Below are 18,062 nucleotides of genomic sequence, written 5' to 3'. Positions count from 1 at the left end.
CTCCATCGATACAATTCCTTGCCTGTATTTAGACCCTAAGGACAAGCTCCAAGCACTTCGATCTAAAAATGCCCTTTGTTTGGCGTTGCAAGAACATTTCATACAGAGAACCCCCTTTTCTAAGGCATTTAGGGCACTTTATCATTACATGGATCAACCGAATCGAAAAATCATAAGCGGTCTGGACATGGATGGGGGATGGAAATTTATGCGGGTTGCGGGGCAAATTCCGGGCTATATAAAAGGGGTGATCCCCTTAGCCCAAACAGCGATCCAACAAATACCCTTATACCAAGAATTTAAGCCCAAGAATAAAGCAGAAACGCAGTTTTTAGCGCATTTGGAACAACGGGAGATGTTGCGCGCCTTGGACACGATCGACAAGCATCAAAGCAAAAATGACGATTCCTATCACCCTAAAAGTACCATGGCGGCACAACAATTCTTGGACACGGCAACCCTGATCTATGCCCCGCTTTTCAATGCTAAAAAGGCAGGGTTGGACCCCATCGCCTATCTTAAAGAACTCCAGCATATATTGGTTGATGAAAAGAAGTGCGATCCCACCCTACCTAAGCCAGATGATGACGATGACAAGAAAACATGCATGGCGCGCGCGCATGCGACTCTTAGTGCCGGTGGATATAATATCTCGGACAATCAATCGCTTGAGAAATTGCACAGAGCCTTAAAGAATCTAGATGATGCCTATAAGTTTTTCAAACCAGATATCTCTTCACGAGGTTTGTGGGAACGCTTAACTCTGGCACACCTTTTAGGCGATGATAAAGAAAACAATAAAGATGTTCCGCCCGCCTATTATGCCGATGACAATATTTATGGAGATTTTTTACACCACTACCAACAGAGAATAGATTCCAACCGCCTCTCTACCCTCTATCTAGCCCGCCTCCTAGTCTTAAGCCACAACGCCCTTTTTTACGATCGCTTACAAAATGACAACCCCAAGATTTTAAAAGACACGCTAAAAGATCACCCCACCATGTGCCTAAGCCCTAAATATTTAAGCCCAAAATCTGAGCAAACCTGCCTACAACTCTTTAAAACCCAAAGCTACAACGCTAAGGATATTCAAGATCAATTACACCTTGTGCGTTTGATTTCTATTGATGATGACCCCTGTGTGTATTTAGATTCTAAGAACAAACTCCAAGTGTTTAAGTCTAGCAATGCGCTATGTTTGGCGTTGCAAAAACACTTAGAAAAGGGGCTTAAATGATTCGGCTATTTTTCCTAGCTTTCTTGGTCTTAAATCTGCAGGCAAAAGAAGATACCCTAACTATCTCTATTAAAATAGATAACCCTCCAGAATCCCTAATCACCCTCCCCCCCTCTTTTATCCAAACGCTCACAACCCTACAGCAGACCTTGCAAACAGCCAAGGACAAAACATCCAAACTCATCCCCCCGCAAGGCATGCCCTATTCCACCTACTTAAGCACCCTGCAAAAGAATTTGGATTCAGACAAAATATGGAAACTAGCGCACACGGCCATGGATCAAGTCCCCTTGTTTAAAACTTTTAAGCCCGCTAATGCGTATGAAGAAGATTTTTTAGACCATGCCAAAACATTTGAAGCGATGCATTTGATTGGGATGTTTAGTGATACGCCAATCCCCAAGATGGCGCAAAGGTTCTTAGAAACTCTTAATTTTTTCTACAAACCCTTTTTTGATGCTAAAAGAGGGGGTTTAGAGATGGATGCCTATTTGCACTATCTTGCCAAAAGCCCAGTGCCCCAACGCCGTTTAGATGCCTACAATGTGCTAGGAATTTATGGTTCTGCCATGAAAGATTATCTCTGTTTTAATCCCGATGGCATTGCACAAAATTTGGTGGATGATGTGGCCTACCTTTATAAACCCCATGGGGCTTGGGACATCTTTAACGATTGGTTTAAAGCGTTGATCGCCTCCATGTTAAACCAAGATGCCGGTTATATGGAAAAACACGGAATCTTTGCCAAAAACTTAGCCAATAACCCCCAATTGGCCCCCTTTGATGCCATGCAAAACCTTTATGCGGTGCGTGTATTGCGGGTGATCCAAGACATCGATGCTTATGTGGATTTGCAAGATATCACGCCTGAAATCCTACAACAACGCCCCACAATCTGCCTCAACCCCAACTATTTAAACCCACCACTCCAACAAGCATGCCAAACCCTCTTGAGCCAGCCCCATCCTGAATTTAAAGCACAGCTAGAGTTATTAGGAATTCTCATTATGGATAATGCCCCCTGCGTGGCTTTAGACACCAACCAACAACCCCTATTTTTCTACACCAAAGACGCTTTTTGCCAAGCCCTACAAACTAGCTTTAAAAAGGAGTTTTAATGCGTTTTCTTGCCATTGCCCTATTGTTGGGGGCTTTTTTGGGGGCAAAAACCCCCCCTGCTTTGCTAGACATTGCCCAAAAAATACAAACTACAATGGCAACTGCCACAGCCACTACAAGCCCTGAGGACGATCTGAGTAGCGATGACGCTGTGATCAATTCTTTACCCACAATACAAAAACTTGGGCTAGAATTTTTTAACCAAGTCCCCCCCTTGCAAGAGTTTAACCCCCGCGATGAGCAAGAAGCGCACTTTGTGGGTTGGCTTAAAAACTTTGAGATGCTCCATCTCTTTGCATTGATTGCAGGTTACACCGCAGATCCAGATAAAAAACCCCCTTTATCTCAAGTGATAAATGACTACTTAAAAGTACTGGATTTTATCTATGGTCCTTTGATTGAGGCGCATAAGCAAGGTTTGGATTTAAATGCATATATCAAGGCTCTACGCACGCTCCCCTCTGATCCTAAGAGCTGGGATGACACGGTGCACTATTTTACGGCTAACAGACAAGTTAAGCCCAAGCCTATGTTGCCTGTGCAAGCCTTTTTTAAGGATTTTAAAATAGTCGAATTGGCTTACCGCTTGATCAAGGGAGGGGATACACAAGCCCTCTTGGGCGAGTTGCTCAGTTGGGGCTATGCCAATACTTATGCGATCAACAATCTAGGTTTTGAAAGCAATGGCGGGGATGCCGTTGATACAAAGGACTACCAAAAACTCTACGCCCCCTATTATGCCCAATATGGCGTGCGGCTAGCCGAGTTTCTCTATGAGAGCTATTACTACACCTTTGATGATCCCCTCTCTAGACCACAGCTAAATATCCCCACTCTGCAAAAACACCCCCAACTTTGCTTCAAGCCTAAGTATTTACGCCAAAAATTCAAACAAGCTTGTCTAGACATCTTGCAAAAAGGCACTTACAAAACCCAAACCATAGAAGACTATTTTAAGATTATCGGCTATTTGCAGACTATCCCCCTTGTCAATGTGGATAACAGCCCGTGTTTAGCCCATAACGCACAGGGTAAGCTCCAAAAATTCAAATCTAAAAACCCTTTTTGTGTGGCATTACAGAACGGGCTGTGAGGCGTGCCTTTTTGTGGGCTTAAAAGATTATTTCTTTTTCAAAGAGAGCTGGTGTTCTAATGCTTCAGCTTCCTCACAATCAACTTCGTCTTCACCTTTTTTACAAGCCTTTTGGTAGTATTCTAGAGCCTTATTAGTGTCTTGTTTCTGATTGTATAAATCCCCCAAACTCGAATAACCATCAGGATTGCCTAAATCAATTGCTTTTTGGTAATAGACAGCGGCTTTAGTGTAATTTGTAGAAACATACATTCCATAGGCATACATGCTCCCCAAAACCAAATAACCCTTGCTGTATCCTAGATCGCCTGCTTTTTGAAAGCATTCTATGATTTTAGAAGTGTCTGCGCGAACCTCTTTATAACGGTACATCCATCCCAAAAGAAAATAAGCCTCCCCATTCCCCATATCCCTGCTTTTTTATAGTATTGTGCGGCTTTAGAGTCATCTTTAGGGGCATCATACCAAGTGCTATGGGTGCTATATATCCCCCCCAAAAAGAAATAACCCTCAGCATTCCCCATAGTCCCTGCTTTTTTAAGGTATGCTATGGCTTTGGAATAATCTATACCAACCCTTATAGACTTGCTATATAAATACCCTAGACCCACATAACCCCTAGAATCTCCCATATCAGCTAGCTTTTGATAGTATTTAAAAGCCTTTTGATCGTCAAAGTCGTGATTAAGGGCTTTTTCTGCAATAAAGTAGTATTGATCTGCCTCTTTACTCGCATACACACTCCCCAAACAACACAAACCGATCAACGCTAACCTGAGGATGCTTTTGATTAAATTTGTCATTTTTATTCCTTGATTCATTGCCTTTAGTGAAAAAGCCATGGTAAAGCAAAGAAGCTTTGAAACTCTTAATGCTAAAATCAAGCCTTTAGTGTCAATAGGGCTGATATTGGTGCCCATGCCCTTTTTCACTCTATTGGTGTGCGGTGTGGTGGGCGCGTGGCTGGCTAAGACTTGTCATTCGCATCAGCATTGATTAGTGAAATGATTTTAGGCTCTTTGTCCTTTCTGCCTATTATGTAGATTTACAAATACATAAGCTGGTCTTTTAGTTGCACGCTGAGCGGATTTTTTAATGGGTTGGTGGTGGGTGGGTTTTACGTGGGGCTGGGGGGCAACCCAAGAGCGATAAGGACAACTTTAGAACTGATAAAACTAACCTTGAAAATGATTTAAAAGGACTCTGTGAGCTTGCTGGTGGGGGCAAGTGCAACACACCTCAAGACGCTAAAACAAAACTTGAGGCAAGGATTAAAAAACTGCAAACACAAGCGGACAAGACCCAAGAACTTGATACTAGAAACCAAAAACTCACCGCTAAAGTAGGAAATGCAGAAACTAGGGCCAACAATACAGAAGCCACCAACATAGAACTAAGAGAGCAAATACAAACTATAGAACAAGAACACGCCCAAGCCCTGCAGGCAATGCAACAAGAGATAAATAGTCTAAAGGTGCGCTCAAGCACCAAGCACACATCAAGACTTTTGAAAAACAAGCTATAGCCCTCATTGAAAAGTATATAACCCCTGTAGTAATGCCAAGATTGCCAGCATCAACAAACAATGCTAAGAAGAGATGATCCAACAAGCCAGCGTGTGTACTTTGTTGAAAAGAGATGCTAGCAGGCAAACACACAGTCATCAATGCCGTAGCCAGACTCTTTGGCAAAGGTGTTAAAAAAGAATACAAACTGGACTATGACCCTATCAAGGCTAAGACGGGTTATAGAGAACTTAACAGACGCGAACAAGCCATCAAAAAAGATTTAGCAGATACCCTCCTCAAAAACACGGTCAAGAGGTGCAAACTATCCACGAGCAAGCTTGTGGCACTCTCTTAAAAGCAGAAGAGCGTGTGAGCACTGCTATTAGAGAACTCACTATAGAGTTTAAGAGCAGTGCGGAGCATGGTGCAGAACTCAATCAAGCCTAAAGACAAATCAACACACTTAAATACAATCAACAGCAGTTGCAAGATAAAGTGAATGCTTTAAAAAAGGATAAAGAGGATAGCAAGCAAGAAGTAGAAAAAGCCAAGAAAAACAATGAATCTCTGAAACAAAAAACATTGAAAATGTCCGTCTCAAAGAGAGTTTAGAAAACACACAAGCCGCACTAGAGGCTTCACAAAAGACTTTGGAGAATGCAAAGACAGAACTTGAAAATACAAAAGCACAATTAAAAACCGCACAAAGCAATTTAGGAATTTTAGAAAACACTAGGGGGCACAGGTACAATCCACCAAATCAACACAATAAACCCCGGAATGGCACAAGAATTAGAGATTAAGGTAAGTAACGCTTTAACCAACCTTGCGCGCCTCAAAGAGGAATTACCCCAAGTAGCGTTGGCTAAAGAACAAAAGCAAAGGGGGAGTGGGGGGTATCATAAGCTAGGGTTTATTATGAAACAAATATACAAAAGATGAAAATCATTGGGAAATAGCAATGGAGGAAATTTGATAGATGGAACACACAAAAGAAAAAACTTGATAAGAATCCGCCACATAAGGCTATCACTGGTAATATCTATTGGTTATGTATCGGTCGAAATATCGGGCATGAGGTCTATGGGAAGTCTGCAAACTTCACACGCCCCGTGCTGGTCGTCAAGCTTTTATCCAATGAGCTATTTCTAGGCGTTCCCCTTTCTAGCCAAACACACAAAAAGCACATGCCCTACCACTGTGTTTTTACAGACAACAACGGCATAGAACAAATTGTCCTATGCACCAAATAAGAGTGTTGGCACCAAGCGTAGGTGCACTAAAATCGCTCAAGTGAGCAATGAAACGCTTAAAAACATCAAGGACGAGACCAAAAGCACGGTGATTGATTAATATTCCCTGCAACTAGGACAGGGCAACTTACTAACTAGCAGTAAGCTCTGGTCTCTAGTGAGAACTAGGGATATGGTCTATTATGCCATATAATTAAAATTCCACAATCTGTTATGGCAGATAACCTTATTAAGTCACTCTGTGGTTGGCTAACGGGCTTTAAAAGATTTTTAGGAGATGCGATTTTTCAATCACAACAAAAATGGGGTGCAGGAGAGCGGGTGCAACACAAGTAAGGACTGCCGGTGCTAGAGAACAACCAAGCCACATTGGTGCGTGCAAACAAAACAAAAATTATCATCTTATCCTGCAAAACACCCTAAGAAATCACTCTATGGAGGGCGATTTTTTGTATATACAAACGTATGGCATTTGTACATATTTTAGGGGCTTAATACCTACAAGTTTGTATATGCAATGTTGTATATACAAATGTCTTGGTCTATAATGCCTGTATGAACAAATTTTTTCTTGTTTTAAGAACTCCAAGTCATGTTTAAAGAGAATAAAACCTTAAGTTTTATGTGCGTTTCACGCCTAATGAGTTAGAACAGATCAAGCACAAAGCACAAGAAAAAGGATTGAATGTTTCTGAATATCTATGTTTCTGTACCTTGAATCAACAGAACAATGTGGCCCCACAAGATTTACAAGAATTTCGAAAACAACAGGAACACGGCTACAAGCTTTTGAAGATAATTTAGAGAAAAAATATCAGCACCAATCCAAAAAGTGTTATTGAAACAAGAAAGCGGGTTTAAACACTTGGAACAACAACTGAAAAAAATTCACACTCAGGCACAAGAACCCACACAAGGGTTCAAAAGGCACCGGTACAGAACCAAGTCAGTCCAAAGGCACAAACAGCGTGCGAAAAATACAAAGCAATGGGAAAGATGTGGAAAACAGAAAAGGAAAGACTGGTTAGTCAAAATGAGCCCTTTAGACTACGCACAGACTGCTTTATGGAAGAATTACACCAAACTCAACCTTTAGAATCTCCAAGGAAAGGCAGATCTAAGACACTTCCTTTGCAAATTATGCCAGATAGGCTGCAAGATCAGGATAATGTACCAGATAAGCCGTAGGTGTGTTTGATCTTGATAGTATAGGGACTAGAAACGGCATAGCTGGATTCTTTGTGTTTGCACTAAAGTAGAGTGGGTGCTATACTTAAAATATAGCTTACTTGAGCCCCAATTATCCGATAAAAGCAAAACCGACAAAAAGGATGAAGTCTAAACAAGACACGAAAAATATACACACAGCAAATCAAGCAACAAACTAGATCAAAATGCTAATGCAGAGAAAGATTAGGCAGATAAAACCGCACTAGAAAGGTGACCTATCTAAAAAAGGGGTTTGCTATGCGGCGCAAGCTAGCAAAAACATTGTGCCCACATTCTATTTTGAGTTTTTTTTGGGGACTTAAAGTCATCGTTAAATTTAAACGATAAGGGCGCGTAGCAAGTTCCCCGTCTATTGAGGCGGGGTTTCCCCTTATAGGTTGCCATTCGTCCATCCTAGTTTAATCGTTAAGAGGTTAGTATGCTATCATGGACTTAATTGTAAGAAAAGCATCTTTCAAAATTTGCTAAGACTTAAGGGTATCTCTTATGCTAAATATTTTTAACTCTACACCTCCCAGTGTTGCCACACTAAAATCATTCTTATACGCTCTCTGTTTGCTCAGTGTTTTTTTAAACCCCATCCATGCTTTTAATCTTAACTTAGCCATCTATGAGGAATATGATGGACCTAGGGCGGACACTTGCCCGGGGGATTTGATCAAAGATGAGGCGTTGCAAGATAAGGTGATATGCGACATCTATGGCAATGCTCGGGATTCAGGAGACATTAATCTAGCTATTCTCAATCGCTTTTACAGCGATTTTTACCACCAAGTGCGTGCAGGGGTGAGCCCACAAGATCGCCAAAAGGTGCGCCAAATTTCTTTAAAGGCAATCCATCAAAGGAGCAAGGAATGTATCAAAGAGACAGAGGCAAACTTAGAGAATTGGCCACAAGAGAGCCCTGAAGACCCCCCTCCTCCACCCGGTTACTACCCTATGGAGGTTAGCAATTGCATGGAAGATGCCTATGCTAATGCGTTTAGACAAATTAGTGCCCTGCTCTTTGCTAACCCCCAATACACCCCCATTTTTAAAAACTTTTTCTATACCGATCCCCAAAAATACCACAAGCTCATTTTAAACACACAGGACTACCCTCCCATGAATCAATTCTCTGATCAAGCCGCCCAAGATGATTTGATGGATAAAAATGGCAAGTGGCTAGCCCCAGAAATTAGAGAAGCGCATAGGAATGTGCGCCAATGGCTCACAGCCTACCTACAAGGGCAAGATAAGAACTTGCCTAAAGATTACAACCCGCGCGATCTCTCTCAAGGCTATATCTCAGATACTAAAACCCTCAAACAAGGGCAAGATGTCTATACCTTCATCTTAGAGATATGGCTAAGAGACTCCCCTCCTAATGAATTCCCTTACCACTCTTGTTTGGGCATTTTGCGCCAAGGGCAATTACAGCGCGCCTTTTGTATGGAGCAGCGTGGAGATTACACATACAAGCGTATCTCCTACACTTTCAAATCGCCTTTCTTCACTCTGAGCATCAAGCAGGATTTAAAGTGTGGCAGTCAATCTTACTACACCCCTCATATAGATTATTACACCTTTAGATTGATAGAGGGTCAGTTTTATTTGCACCAATATAGCCGTGAGGTTTTTTATGCCACAGATTGTGATTGGGATAGGGGAAATTCTGAGCACCTCATGACCCAAATTTTTTACCGCCAACCTAGAGACGATCCAGAAGGCAAACATAGAATTTCTATGCAAGAGTTTGTAGATAATATGCCCAGAGGAGACTTTGGCAACCAAGCCATCAAAGCGCGTATGCAAGAGAGTTGTTTGCAAAGGGGTTTGTGCCGGGGGGTTAGGAGAACTAAATAGTGGTAAATTTTCACCCAAATCCAACCATTAGTGAGCGTGTTATGTTTGTCAGATGCGTGTTCGTTGTATTAACCATGATGTGTCTTGAGGCTAAGGATTTTGTGATCCACTGCCAAAGATGTATTATCACGGCTAATCTTAGCGATGCAGAGATTGCCCAAACCAAAAAAGAAATGGGCGAGGAAGCTTTTTATGTGATGGCTGATGATGCCAACTATGAAAACTATGATGTTATGAGCTATGCGAAGGCTAATCATATCCCCTATGTCGTTGTGGATGAAGGTTATAATTATTTAGTTACACCCAAACAAAGAGTTAAAATGGATAATAAATGGGGTTATTGGCTTTATGCACAAGGCAAGCCTATCAAATTTTTCCTCAACCTATTTGAGGAAGACATCAATGCCTATTTTGCCATCAAACATCCTAAAACCCCTCAATAATTTACTCTGAGCTTAAAAATCCAAACTACACTAAGACCCATGAGAGACACACAAAAGATTTTTACAAGGGCGTTAGTCTTTATCTTTAGTTTGTGCCTCTCTTGGCACAGCCTACACGCCTTAGAACTCAAAGAGGCGCAAGCAGTGGTGAAAAAATGGGTAAATGACTATTGGAAAAGAGATGTGGATGTGATAGCAAAAGGGGATTCATGTATCCACAATGACGATAGCTTGCAGTGGAGCGAAACAATCTACGATCAAGAAGATGCCCGCACATTAAGCAAAACCCCCCATGACAAACCCGACAAGTCCAAAGCCTACACTTTGATTTTTTATCGGGGTTGTGCTTTGTTTGTGGGGGCTCAAGCCTCTGATGGCGTGCGCACATGCATGGGCATTTTGCATAAGGGACAATTATCTAAGGGCTTTTGCACCGACACACCCCTAGACATTGAGGTTAAAAATAATCTCTTGGTGATCTCAGCAAAATACCAAGAGGTTGAAATCGATGATCATTACTCCGTCGATCAATATGCCTTTGAAATGTTGCGGGGGCGTTTTTATCTGCGCACTTATAGCAAACAAGTTTTTTCCTGCCACGATCCAGATAATGCGCACGAGTGTCCCGATCCTGGTCTAGCTTATCTCTATTGTTTTTTAGGATGCGATCCGATGAAATTGCTTGGTAGCCATCTTTATTACAGCCAACCTAGGGATGATCCACAGGGCAAATTTAGAATTTCTATGCAAGATTTTTTATATTTTTGGGGCAAGGAGGGGCTAGATGATTATGTAGGAGGAGATAACGACTACATGGATTTTTTTGGCAGGGATGCACTCTTGTATAGGCTAAGAGAAGCGTGTTTTAGGAGTCAAAAATGTCAGTATCTTAATCCCAAAGCCTTGCATGAGGTGTGCGATAAGAATATATACACGCAAGGGCGTTGTTTGTATAGCACTGATTAAAGGAGGTTTTATGCGTTGGGTTGTCGTTTTTTTATTATGTCTGCGAATCGCCTGTGCCTTTAGTTTTGAAGAAGAGGTGCTTTGGCTGGGTGATGGCAGGTCTAATGCGCATATCCAAGCTACCTATCCGGAGTGGTTTTGTGATCACTATAAATCTAAAGATCGAGCCCTGCACGATCAGGTGATCTGCGATGTCTCTGCTGGAGGCATGACAGAGTTTAGTAACATTGCTTTAACCATGCTCCATCGTTTTTATGCAGATTATTACCAATATGTGCGTGCGCGCGTGAGCCAAAAGGATCGCCAAAAGGTGCGCCAGATTTCCCTAAAATACATTAATAAGGAGAGTAAAGCATGCAGTGCCACCATGCATGAGCAATACAGCTTGGCAGAAAAAGAGAACATCAATCTGCACACCATGCCTCTTTTTGAAGAAATCAGATGTATGGAGGAGAATTATCTCAGTGCTTTTCAAGAGATCACGCGCCTACTCTTCAACAATCCTACATACGCGCCCATTTTTGCGCAATTTTTCTATCCTAATGCGTCAAAATATCGCAAACTCATTTTTGTGAGCAAAGACAAAGAGGCATTAGCCAATAGAGACCCTACTGACTATGGCTACTCATATACTTTTATGGGGCAGGTGGCACAGGATAATTTGATCGATCAAAGGGGTAGATGGCTCAAGCCAGAACTTAAAAAGGCGCACGATCAGGTGCAACAATGGTTAGCCACTTATTTAAAAGGCAAAAACACCAAGAAATTCACAGCTCACATGCAAATCATGACACACCATCAAGAAACTTACACCTTTATTTTTGCAGATTTTAATCATTGGGGCACACATTATTACACCTGCATGGGTATTTTGCACGCTAAACACTTAGAGCGTGGGTTTTGCACTGATAGGAAGGGATTAGGTGTGGGCATGCAACTTTTCATCAAAGGGGCTTTTTTTACTCTCCGTTTGAGCGATAAGTTAAAGCCGGGTAGTGATCTTGCTTATAGGGATTATTTCACCTTCAAGCTGGTTGGCAATCAGTTTTATTTGCACCAATATAGCCAAGAAGTGCTTACCTGTCGGGGGAGTTGTTATGATTTGGATTATGACACATCGGTATTGCGCACCCAAATTTTTTACCGCCAAAGCGAGGACGACCCCCAAAATCAAAACCCTATTTCTTTGCAAACCTTCTTTGAGAGCCTGCACAATGGCAATTTTGAAAATCTAATCCATCCAATCTAGGGAGCACGCAATTTTAATATCCAATTCCACTTAGAGTCCTTGACTTTTCTGTTATATCTTGAGGCAAATAAAGTAGAATGGTCGCCTGATGGCAATGGATTTTGATAGTAATGGGCAAGAAGCTTGCCACGCTTTTAGCCAAAAACCTGTAATTTTGCTAGATAGCTACTATGAATCTTTACCATAGCCAAGCACTTATAAAGGAGTTTCAATGATCCGCTTAATAGGCATCCTTCTACTCATAAGTCCCCTATGGGCTGTCAGCGTTAATTTGGTCCAAGAAATGCAACAAGCCCGCGCATTGATGGCAAACATGTATCAAAGAGCCATTCAAGAGAAAAAAGATCATGGCTGTAATGGGCATCTCTACTTAGATGCGATAAAAAAGGACATCACCCCACTTTTAGAGCACCTACAAGCTTTTGTCAATCACACCCCGCTTTTACAATCCCTCAAACCCAAAGACCCCAAGCAAGCCCAAATGATCCAAGCGCTTAAAGCCCTTGAGATGCTCCAACTCTTTAAATTCTTGCGCGCCTCTATCCCTGATATTGATTGTAGAGAGGATTCTACTCTAGCTTTAAAACCTTTTGAAACTGAGCAAAACACCCAAGATTTTTTAAAGGGTTTGGCATTGATCTATGCGCCCTTAATAGAGGCTTACCATCAGGGTTTGGATATAACGGACTATTTAGAGGGATTGCAAAATCATCTTGAGAGTCCATGGCTTTACCCCATCCTTAAGAATAGCGTTTTGCACCAGCAATATATGCTAGGCTATACATACATCAAGGCAGATTCCCCTCCAGCCCGTGCCTTTTTAAAAGATGTCCAAACCACCAATAAATTCTATAAATTGGTGCGTGGTTTTGGTGTTTATGATCACAACTTAGAGGAGCAAAACTTTTTGAATGCGCAAAATGCACGCCTTTTGGGGATTGAGGTGCGGACTATCAATTTATGGCTAGACTATTACAAGGCGCGCGCTCTCACCTTTTTGGGGAATTACCTCAATGCAGAACACAGCAACATGGGAGATTATTGGATCACGATCTACAATGTGTATTTAGATAGGGCTTTTCCTCGTGATAAACTAATATGTGGGGGTTCATGCGTGTATATCAAGGACATGACAGAGGCGATGCAAATGATACTCCCTGATAAACCCACCCCCTGCCTGCAACCCCAGTATTTAAACAAAGAGGCTAAAGCGGTTTGCTTGCAAATCTTCCAAAAACACACCTATAACCCCAAACCCTTACAAAAATACCTAAACTCCTTGCGTTTGATTTCCATTGACAACGCCCCCTGTGTGTATTTGAACTCCCAAGATAAACTCCAAGCATTCAAATCTAACAATGCGCTATGCTTGGCATTACAAAAGCACTTCACAAAGGGGCTTAAATGATCCGCTTGCTTCTCTTGGCTCTCTTGGTCGTAAATCTACAGGGCAAAGAAGATGTATTGACCATCATGATTCAAATAGACAATCCCAAAGAATCCCAAGATACCCAAGAATTTTTCAAGGCATTTAAAGCACTCTATGACTACATGTATAAGTCTGTTGGAGAAATTGAGCCCACAGACCCAGAAGAAAGAATGTCTAGACTCGATCGTATATCAGCGATAGAAGATTATACAGATGCCTCCATCCCCCTAGCCAAAGCTGTAGCCAAGCAAATACCCTTGCTTCACGAATTTAAACCCAAAAACAAAAGAGAAGAGCTTTTCTTAGCCCATCTCAAGGACATGGAAATGCTCCATGTCCTAGATGTGATCGATTATCCTAATGGCAACTACGAACCAAAAGCCACAGCCCACACCTTTTTAGATGTGATCGCCCTTCTCTACATGCCCTTGATCAACGCCCACAAGGCGGGGCTAGATGCGATCGCCTATCTTAAACAACTCCACAAAGGAATTTCTCAAAAACAATGTAACGATAGAGACATTAATAACATTATTCACATATGTACTGACAATATCTTAGCGTTCAATCTTGATGCAATAGGAAAAAACATTGACCCCCATCAACCTTTTAGAAAACGCCTAATCCAAGATATGGATCATATAGAGACACTGATGGGTATTTTTAGCTTAGACTGGGGTATTTGGGCTGGTATAGTTATCAATACGATCCTAAAGAGTAAAATACCTCCAACCTTTATATTTGAGAACGACTTTTATGAATTTGTGAGCAACAACATCCAACGCCTAGACCCAGAACACCTCTCTGATCTCTACGCAGCGCGGATGATCCCCTTAGAAAACAACGCCCCTTTTTACAACCGCTTACAAAATGACAACCCCAAGATTTTAAAAGACACGCTAAAAGATCACCCCACCATGTGCCTAAGCCCTAAATATTTAAGTCCCAAATCTAAGCAAACCTGCCTACAACTCTTTCAAACCCAAACTTATAACGCTAAAGACATTCAAGAACAATTACACCTCGTGCGTTTGATTTCTATTGATGATAGCCCTTGTGTATATTTAGACCCCAAGGATAAAATTCAAACCTTTAAATCTAAAAACGCGCTATGTTTGGCGTTGCAAGAACACTTGACAAAGGAGCAAAAATGATCCGCTTGCTTCTCTTAGCTCTCTTGGCTTTAAATTTGTAGGAAGAAATATGCGCTTTAAGAATTTATACAGGGTGTTATTAGTCAGTCTATGGGTGTTTGCGCGGGCTAAGGAGGGTGCTTTGGATTTTGCGATCGCACAAAAAGCTTTTAAGAGTGAAAATTACACAAAAGCCCTAGAATATTACCAAAAAGCAGAGGGCAAGGCGGACGGGTATTATCTCTTGGGCGATGCCTACAAAGACAAGGATTTTCCCACAGATTGGAGATGGGTTACTCATCAGGATTGCGCTAAGGCTGAGCACCTTAAACAGACGATATACTCCCACTCTAAAACCAAGCATTAAAGGAGTGCAGATATGGCTAGTGTGATTAAAGCGGTGCTAGTGAGTGTATTGGTGTTAGCAAGCATGCATGCCCAAAGCGATCGCGATAGAGATTACGCCATCGCAAAGGATAGTCTCTATACTGAAGACATGCTACAGGCTTTGGAGTATTTTAGCAAACTGGCTAAAGAGGGGGATGCTAGAGGGTATAAGGGCTTGGGAGATGTGTATTATTTTGGTGGTAGAGGCGTGGAAAAAGATTTTAGAAAAGCTTTCCAGTATTACCAAAAAGCTGCCAAAATGGGGAATGTGGGAGCGTATGTAGAATTGGCAGGTTTTTATGCGTATGGCTTTAAAAGTGGTGGTTTTATGGTTGCTAAGAATCTCCCAAAAGCTCTAGAATACTACCACAAGGCTGGGAAAATGGGCAATTCTAAGGCGTATCGGGAGTTAGGCTCTCTCTATAAATATGGCGACAGCGCGCCAAAGGATATTAAAAAAGCTCTCCAGTATTACAAACAATCTGCACTAATGGGCAATGTTGGGGCATGTATGATCTTGGGGGATATGTATAGGTCTGGTAGGTATGTGTCCAAGGATGCACAAAAGGCTATAGAATACTACCAAAAAGCTGGAGACAGTGGTCATAAACATGAAATTGGGGAGACTTTCCACGCAAGCGATGGGTATCTCTCCATAGCAGACATGTATTTGATAGGGGAGGGTGTCCCCCAAGATGACCAAAAAGCCTTAGAGTATTACCAAAAAGCTTACCATAGCAAGGCTGAAGCTTATAATGCTTTAGGGAGTGCTTACAGAAGTCATAGCACTGAAATGACTTGGAATCTGCCTGCTTCTGTAAGAAATATCCCCAAAGCCCTGAAGTATCTTAAAAAGGCAGCAGAATTAGGAAGTATGGACGCTAATACTAGTTTGGGAGATATGTATAAACGGGGCGATGGTGTCCCAAAAGATGATGACAAGGCCGAGGATTATTACTGGAAGGCTTGTGGTTTGGGCGACTCGGGTGCTTGCGATGAAGCGCGAGGGGGAAGAAGCTATTACTAGTTTGGGAGATATGTATAAACGGGGCGATGGTGTCCCAAAAGATTATGACAAGACCATGGAGTATTACGATAAGGCTTGTGATTTGGGCGACTCGGGCTCTTGCGATGAAGCGCGAGGAAGAAGCTATAAGGAATAACCAAGTGATGATGACTAGACCTGCAAGCATGTTAAAGATTATATTGTTTTGGATGTGTTGCTTAGGGGTTGTGTATGCCAGCGATGCGGATATTTACTTTGCCTACGCCATAAGGGCTTGGGAGTATGAGGACGCACACACAGCTAAGATTTATTTTTCTAAACTAGCCAAAATGGGAGATAGACGGGGGTTTAGCGGTTTGGGCATGCTCGATGTAAATTGGTGGGATTATGCAGGCTTTATAGTTCCGGATAGAAGAGAGATATATCGAAAGGATCGTGTCAAATACAAAGAAGCGCTCCAATACTTCCAAAAGGCTGCAGACATGGGCGATGGATTAGGGTTTTTTGGGTTAGGGTATATGTATTTTTATGGAAAAGGTGTCTTAAAAGATAAAACAAAAGCCCAACAATATCTTCAAAAAGCCTGCCAAATTTGGGAAAAGGAAGGCAAAGAGGGGAATGTGCAAGCCTATGTCTTTTTGGGGAGATTGTATGCAGGACAGCGGCAATATAAGGTGCCTGACTTTTACAACGATCCTCAAAAATCCGTTGCTTACTTTAAAAAGGTGATGGAGATGGGGGATCCTAGAGGGTATTTTGAGCTAGGCGAGTTTTATAATCAGAAAAAAGAAGAAGCGAGCGCAGACAAAAAGTTTCAAAGCGCATGGGGGTATGAAGAAGAAGCAGAGGAATACTACCAAAAGGCGGCGCAACTAGATTATGCGATCGCTTATTATCGTTTGATGAAGTTTACACACGATCGCGACGGAATCCGTGAATACCTCCAAAAATCCGCGGATATGGGGTATGGGACGGCTTGTTATGAACTAGGCTATGAAGCCTACAATTGGGATCGAGACACACAAAAAGCCTTAAAATATTTCAACAAGGCTTGCATAATGGGTGATTACGAATCTTGTTACCTTGTGTATCATATCACGGGGAAAAAACCCGCTGAACCTGTGGAAAAGGGCTTTTGGGATTGGTTGCGTGATTTGTTTTAAGAATTAATTTGTCCTCTTGGTAAAACCTGTGAAAACCTAATTGCTCGATTCAGGTGCTGTCTTGGCTGACAAGCTTTTTGATACCCCATAGCACAGGCTTTTTGGACATACCGCAGTGCTTTTGCTTCATCTTTTGCAACGCCCAAACCAAGTTTGTATGCCACCCCTAAGTTGTGATAGCCTCTAGCACTCCCCAACTCTGCAGCTTTTTGGAAGTAGGTGATGGCTTTAAAATAGTCTTGATTGACACCCACACCCTTGGCATAAACCAACCCCAAGTTATTATAGCCCTCAGCATCCCCCATATCTGTGGCTTTTTGGAAATACTGCAAAGCCTTAGCATCATCTTTGGCTACACCATAGCCATTGGCATATAGCACACCCAAACTACTATACCCCCGAGCATCTCCTAGTTCTGCGGCTTTTTGGTAGTATTCTAGGGCTTTGGAGTAGTCTTGGGGGACACCATAGCCCAAATCATACATATACCCCAGTCCGTAAAACCCTCTGGCATCTCCCAGTTCTACTAATTTCTCCCAGTAGATGATAGATTGGGTATAATCCCTAGTGTGCATATAAGACTTTGCGAGCTTATAGTATTCATCTGCTTGGCTATTGGCAAAACCCACGCCAAATGCTAGCATACACACAAGGAAAACACGCAAAATATGCTTTTTGAAGCCGATTGGCGATAACAAAATGCCTAAGCCGTGTGGCCTTTTAGCAACTCCAAAGACTGCAAAGTGAAACCCATTTTTTAGAGCTCCTAAAAGCTCAACAACCCTGCCATTAAAAACGGGCAAGTCGATGCCCTTGGACTTGGCAACAACTTCTAAAGTGCTTTTGGGCTTCGCTATGTCGCCATCCTCTAAAACGGTGTTAAGATATACTAAACGTTGCCGTTCTTACAAACCTATAAAACCGCATAAAATCCTATAAAATTATATCAACAAAAAATTTTTAGCGGTTTCTGTTGCATTCCTGTTTCCACCATGCTG

18 protein-coding genes are annotated in these 18,062 nt (G+C 42.0%); 15 read left to right on the top strand and 3 right to left on the bottom strand.

Annotation, left to right across the window (positions count from 1 at the left end; all coding sequences use genetic code 11):
* Positions 1–4 precede the first annotated feature (4 nt).
* The 3 genes from EAO36_RS08810 to EAO36_RS07300 are packed head-to-tail and all read left to right on the top strand — an operon-like array spanning position 5 to position 3,452.
* Positions 5–1,240 carry a tRNA methyltransferase gene (locus tag EAO36_RS08810; protein WP_235852411.1) on the top strand — a complete coding sequence of 412 codons (1,236 nt, stop codon included), beginning with the start codon at positions 5–7 and terminating at the stop codon, positions 1,238–1,240.
* Positions 1,237–2,358, top strand: coding sequence for a hypothetical protein (locus EAO36_RS07305; RefSeq protein WP_162983277.1), 1,122 nt, complete (start codon positions 1,237–1,239; stop codon positions 2,356–2,358). Before EAO36_RS08810 ends, EAO36_RS07305 begins: the two co-directional genes overlap by 4 nt.
* Positions 2,358–3,452 carry a hypothetical protein gene (locus tag EAO36_RS07300; protein WP_120948785.1) on the top strand — a complete coding sequence of 365 codons (1,095 nt, stop codon included), beginning with the start codon at positions 2,358–2,360 and terminating at the stop codon, positions 3,450–3,452. The genes EAO36_RS07305 and EAO36_RS07300 overlap by 1 nt, the downstream gene beginning before the upstream one ends.
* A 27-nt stretch (positions 3,453–3,479) precedes the next feature.
* Here EAO36_RS07300 and EAO36_RS08805 read toward each other — a convergent pair whose 3' ends face one another.
* Positions 3,480–3,824: a tetratricopeptide repeat protein gene (locus EAO36_RS08805; RefSeq protein WP_235852409.1), complete on the bottom strand. Its 345-nt coding sequence runs from the start codon at positions 3,822–3,824 to the stop codon at positions 3,480–3,482.
* Entirely contained in the window at positions 3,779–4,372 is a 594-nt protein-coding gene (locus EAO36_RS08800) for a tetratricopeptide repeat protein (protein WP_235852408.1), read from the bottom strand. The genes EAO36_RS08805 and EAO36_RS08800 overlap by 46 nt, the downstream gene beginning before the upstream one ends.
* Positions 4,373–5,090: 718 nt before the next feature.
* On the opposite strand from EAO36_RS08800, the gene EAO36_RS07290 reads away from it, so the two are divergent.
* The 12 genes from EAO36_RS07290 (at position 5,091) to EAO36_RS07225 (ending at position 17,064) form a co-directional block, all read left to right on the top strand.
* Positions 5,091–5,315: a hypothetical protein gene (locus EAO36_RS07290; RefSeq protein ID WP_120948787.1), complete on the top strand. Its 225-nt coding sequence runs from the start codon at positions 5,091–5,093 to the stop codon at positions 5,313–5,315.
* A 1,522-nt stretch (positions 5,316–6,837) separates the two neighbouring features.
* Positions 6,838–7,017 (top strand): plasmid mobilization protein, encoded by a 180-nt coding sequence (locus EAO36_RS09045; RefSeq protein ID WP_120948788.1) that lies wholly within the window; start codon positions 6,838–6,840, stop codon positions 7,015–7,017.
* Positions 7,018–7,929: 912 nt separating this feature from the next.
* A complete protein-coding gene (locus tag EAO36_RS07270) occupies positions 7,930–9,288 on the top strand; it encodes a hypothetical protein (RefSeq protein WP_120955922.1) in 1,359 nt (452 codons plus the stop codon).
* Between the two features lie 74 nt (positions 9,289–9,362).
* Positions 9,363–9,731, top strand: coding sequence for a hypothetical protein (locus EAO36_RS07265; protein ID WP_235852407.1), 369 nt, complete (start codon positions 9,363–9,365; stop codon positions 9,729–9,731).
* 39 nt (positions 9,732–9,770) lie between these two features.
* Positions 9,771–10,697, top strand: a complete 927-nt coding sequence (locus EAO36_RS07260; protein ID WP_120955921.1) for a hypothetical protein — start codon at positions 9,771–9,773, stop codon at positions 10,695–10,697.
* A 10-nt stretch (positions 10,698–10,707) separates the two neighbouring features.
* Positions 10,708–11,946 (top strand): hypothetical protein, encoded by a 1,239-nt coding sequence (locus tag EAO36_RS07255; protein ID WP_120948761.1) that lies wholly within the window; start codon positions 10,708–10,710, stop codon positions 11,944–11,946.
* 211 nt (positions 11,947–12,157) lie between these two features.
* Complete coding sequence (locus EAO36_RS08790) at positions 12,158–13,354, top strand: hypothetical protein (protein WP_235852311.1); 1,197 nt, start codon at positions 12,158–12,160, stop codon at positions 13,352–13,354.
* Positions 13,351–14,529 (top strand): tRNA methyltransferase, encoded by a 1,179-nt coding sequence (locus tag EAO36_RS08785; protein WP_235852406.1) that lies wholly within the window; start codon positions 13,351–13,353, stop codon positions 14,527–14,529. Before EAO36_RS08790 ends, EAO36_RS08785 begins: the two co-directional genes overlap by 4 nt.
* A gap of 49 nt (positions 14,530–14,578) precedes the next feature.
* On the top strand, positions 14,579–14,875 hold the full coding sequence (locus EAO36_RS07240) for a hypothetical protein (protein ID WP_120948760.1): 297 nt from the start codon (positions 14,579–14,581) through the stop codon (positions 14,873–14,875).
* Positions 14,876–14,887: 12 nt separating this feature from the next.
* Positions 14,888–15,922, top strand: coding sequence for an SEL1-like repeat protein (locus tag EAO36_RS07235; protein ID WP_120955920.1), 1,035 nt, complete (start codon positions 14,888–14,890; stop codon positions 15,920–15,922).
* Positions 15,891–16,058 carry an SEL1-like repeat protein gene (locus EAO36_RS07230; RefSeq protein ID WP_162983276.1) on the top strand — a complete coding sequence of 56 codons (168 nt, stop codon included), beginning with the start codon at positions 15,891–15,893 and terminating at the stop codon, positions 16,056–16,058. The genes EAO36_RS07235 and EAO36_RS07230 overlap by 32 nt, the downstream gene beginning before the upstream one ends.
* Before the next feature lie 10 nt (positions 16,059–16,068).
* On the top strand, positions 16,069–17,064 hold the full coding sequence (locus tag EAO36_RS07225; protein ID WP_235852405.1) for a tetratricopeptide repeat protein: 996 nt from the start codon (positions 16,069–16,071) through the stop codon (positions 17,062–17,064).
* Here the strand turns inward: EAO36_RS07225 and EAO36_RS07220 are convergent.
* Positions 17,061–17,729, bottom strand: coding sequence for a tetratricopeptide repeat protein (locus tag EAO36_RS07220; RefSeq protein ID WP_162983275.1), 669 nt, complete (start codon positions 17,727–17,729; stop codon positions 17,061–17,063). The two genes, EAO36_RS07225 and EAO36_RS07220, sit on opposite strands and share 4 nt — an antisense overlap.
* Positions 17,730–18,062: the final 333 nt, after the last annotated feature.

It is taken from the genome of Helicobacter mehlei (assembly GCF_003660265.1).
Taxonomy (GTDB): Bacteria; Campylobacterota; Campylobacteria; order Campylobacterales; family Helicobacteraceae; genus Helicobacter; species Helicobacter mehlei.
The sequence above is the reverse complement of the archived record's forward strand: the minus strand, read 5'-3'. Positions and strand labels throughout refer to the sequence as shown.

Excerpts from the sequence above, each read along its gene's own strand:
- EAO36_RS07230 (WP_162983276.1), top strand. The coding sequence starts at position 15,891 with ATGAAGCGCGAGGGGGAAGAAGCTATTACTAGTTTGGGAGATATGTAT.
- EAO36_RS07260 (WP_120955921.1), top strand. The coding sequence starts at position 9,771 with ATGAGAGACACACAAAAGATTTTTACAAGGGCGTTAGTCTTTATCTTT.
- EAO36_RS07225 (WP_235852405.1), top strand. The coding sequence starts at position 16,069 with ATGACTAGACCTGCAAGCATGTTAAAGATTATATTGTTTTGGATGTGT.
- EAO36_RS07265 (WP_235852407.1), top strand. The coding sequence starts at position 9,363 with ATGATGTGTCTTGAGGCTAAGGATTTTGTGATCCACTGCCAAAGATGT.
- EAO36_RS08800 (WP_235852408.1), bottom strand. The coding sequence starts at position 4,372 with ATGGGCACCAATATCAGCCCTATTGACACTAAAGGCTTGATTTTAGCA.
- EAO36_RS07305 (WP_162983277.1), top strand. The coding sequence starts at position 1,237 with ATGATTCGGCTATTTTTCCTAGCTTTCTTGGTCTTAAATCTGCAGGCA.
- EAO36_RS08790 (WP_235852311.1), top strand. The coding sequence starts at position 12,158 with ATGATCCGCTTAATAGGCATCCTTCTACTCATAAGTCCCCTATGGGCT.
- EAO36_RS07300 (WP_120948785.1), top strand. The coding sequence starts at position 2,358 with ATGCGTTTTCTTGCCATTGCCCTATTGTTGGGGGCTTTTTTGGGGGCA.
- EAO36_RS08805 (WP_235852409.1), bottom strand. The coding sequence starts at position 3,824 with ATGTACCGTTATAAAGAGGTTCGCGCAGACACTTCTAAAATCATAGAA.
- EAO36_RS07240 (WP_120948760.1), top strand. The coding sequence starts at position 14,579 with ATGCGCTTTAAGAATTTATACAGGGTGTTATTAGTCAGTCTATGGGTG.
- EAO36_RS08785 (WP_235852406.1), top strand. The coding sequence starts at position 13,351 with ATGATCCGCTTGCTTCTCTTGGCTCTCTTGGTCGTAAATCTACAGGGC.
- EAO36_RS07290 (WP_120948787.1), top strand. The coding sequence starts at position 5,091 with ATGCTAGCAGGCAAACACACAGTCATCAATGCCGTAGCCAGACTCTTT.
- EAO36_RS07270 (WP_120955922.1), top strand. The coding sequence starts at position 7,930 with ATGCTAAATATTTTTAACTCTACACCTCCCAGTGTTGCCACACTAAAA.
- EAO36_RS07255 (WP_120948761.1), top strand. The coding sequence starts at position 10,708 with ATGCGTTGGGTTGTCGTTTTTTTATTATGTCTGCGAATCGCCTGTGCC.
- EAO36_RS07235 (WP_120955920.1), top strand. The coding sequence starts at position 14,888 with ATGGCTAGTGTGATTAAAGCGGTGCTAGTGAGTGTATTGGTGTTAGCA.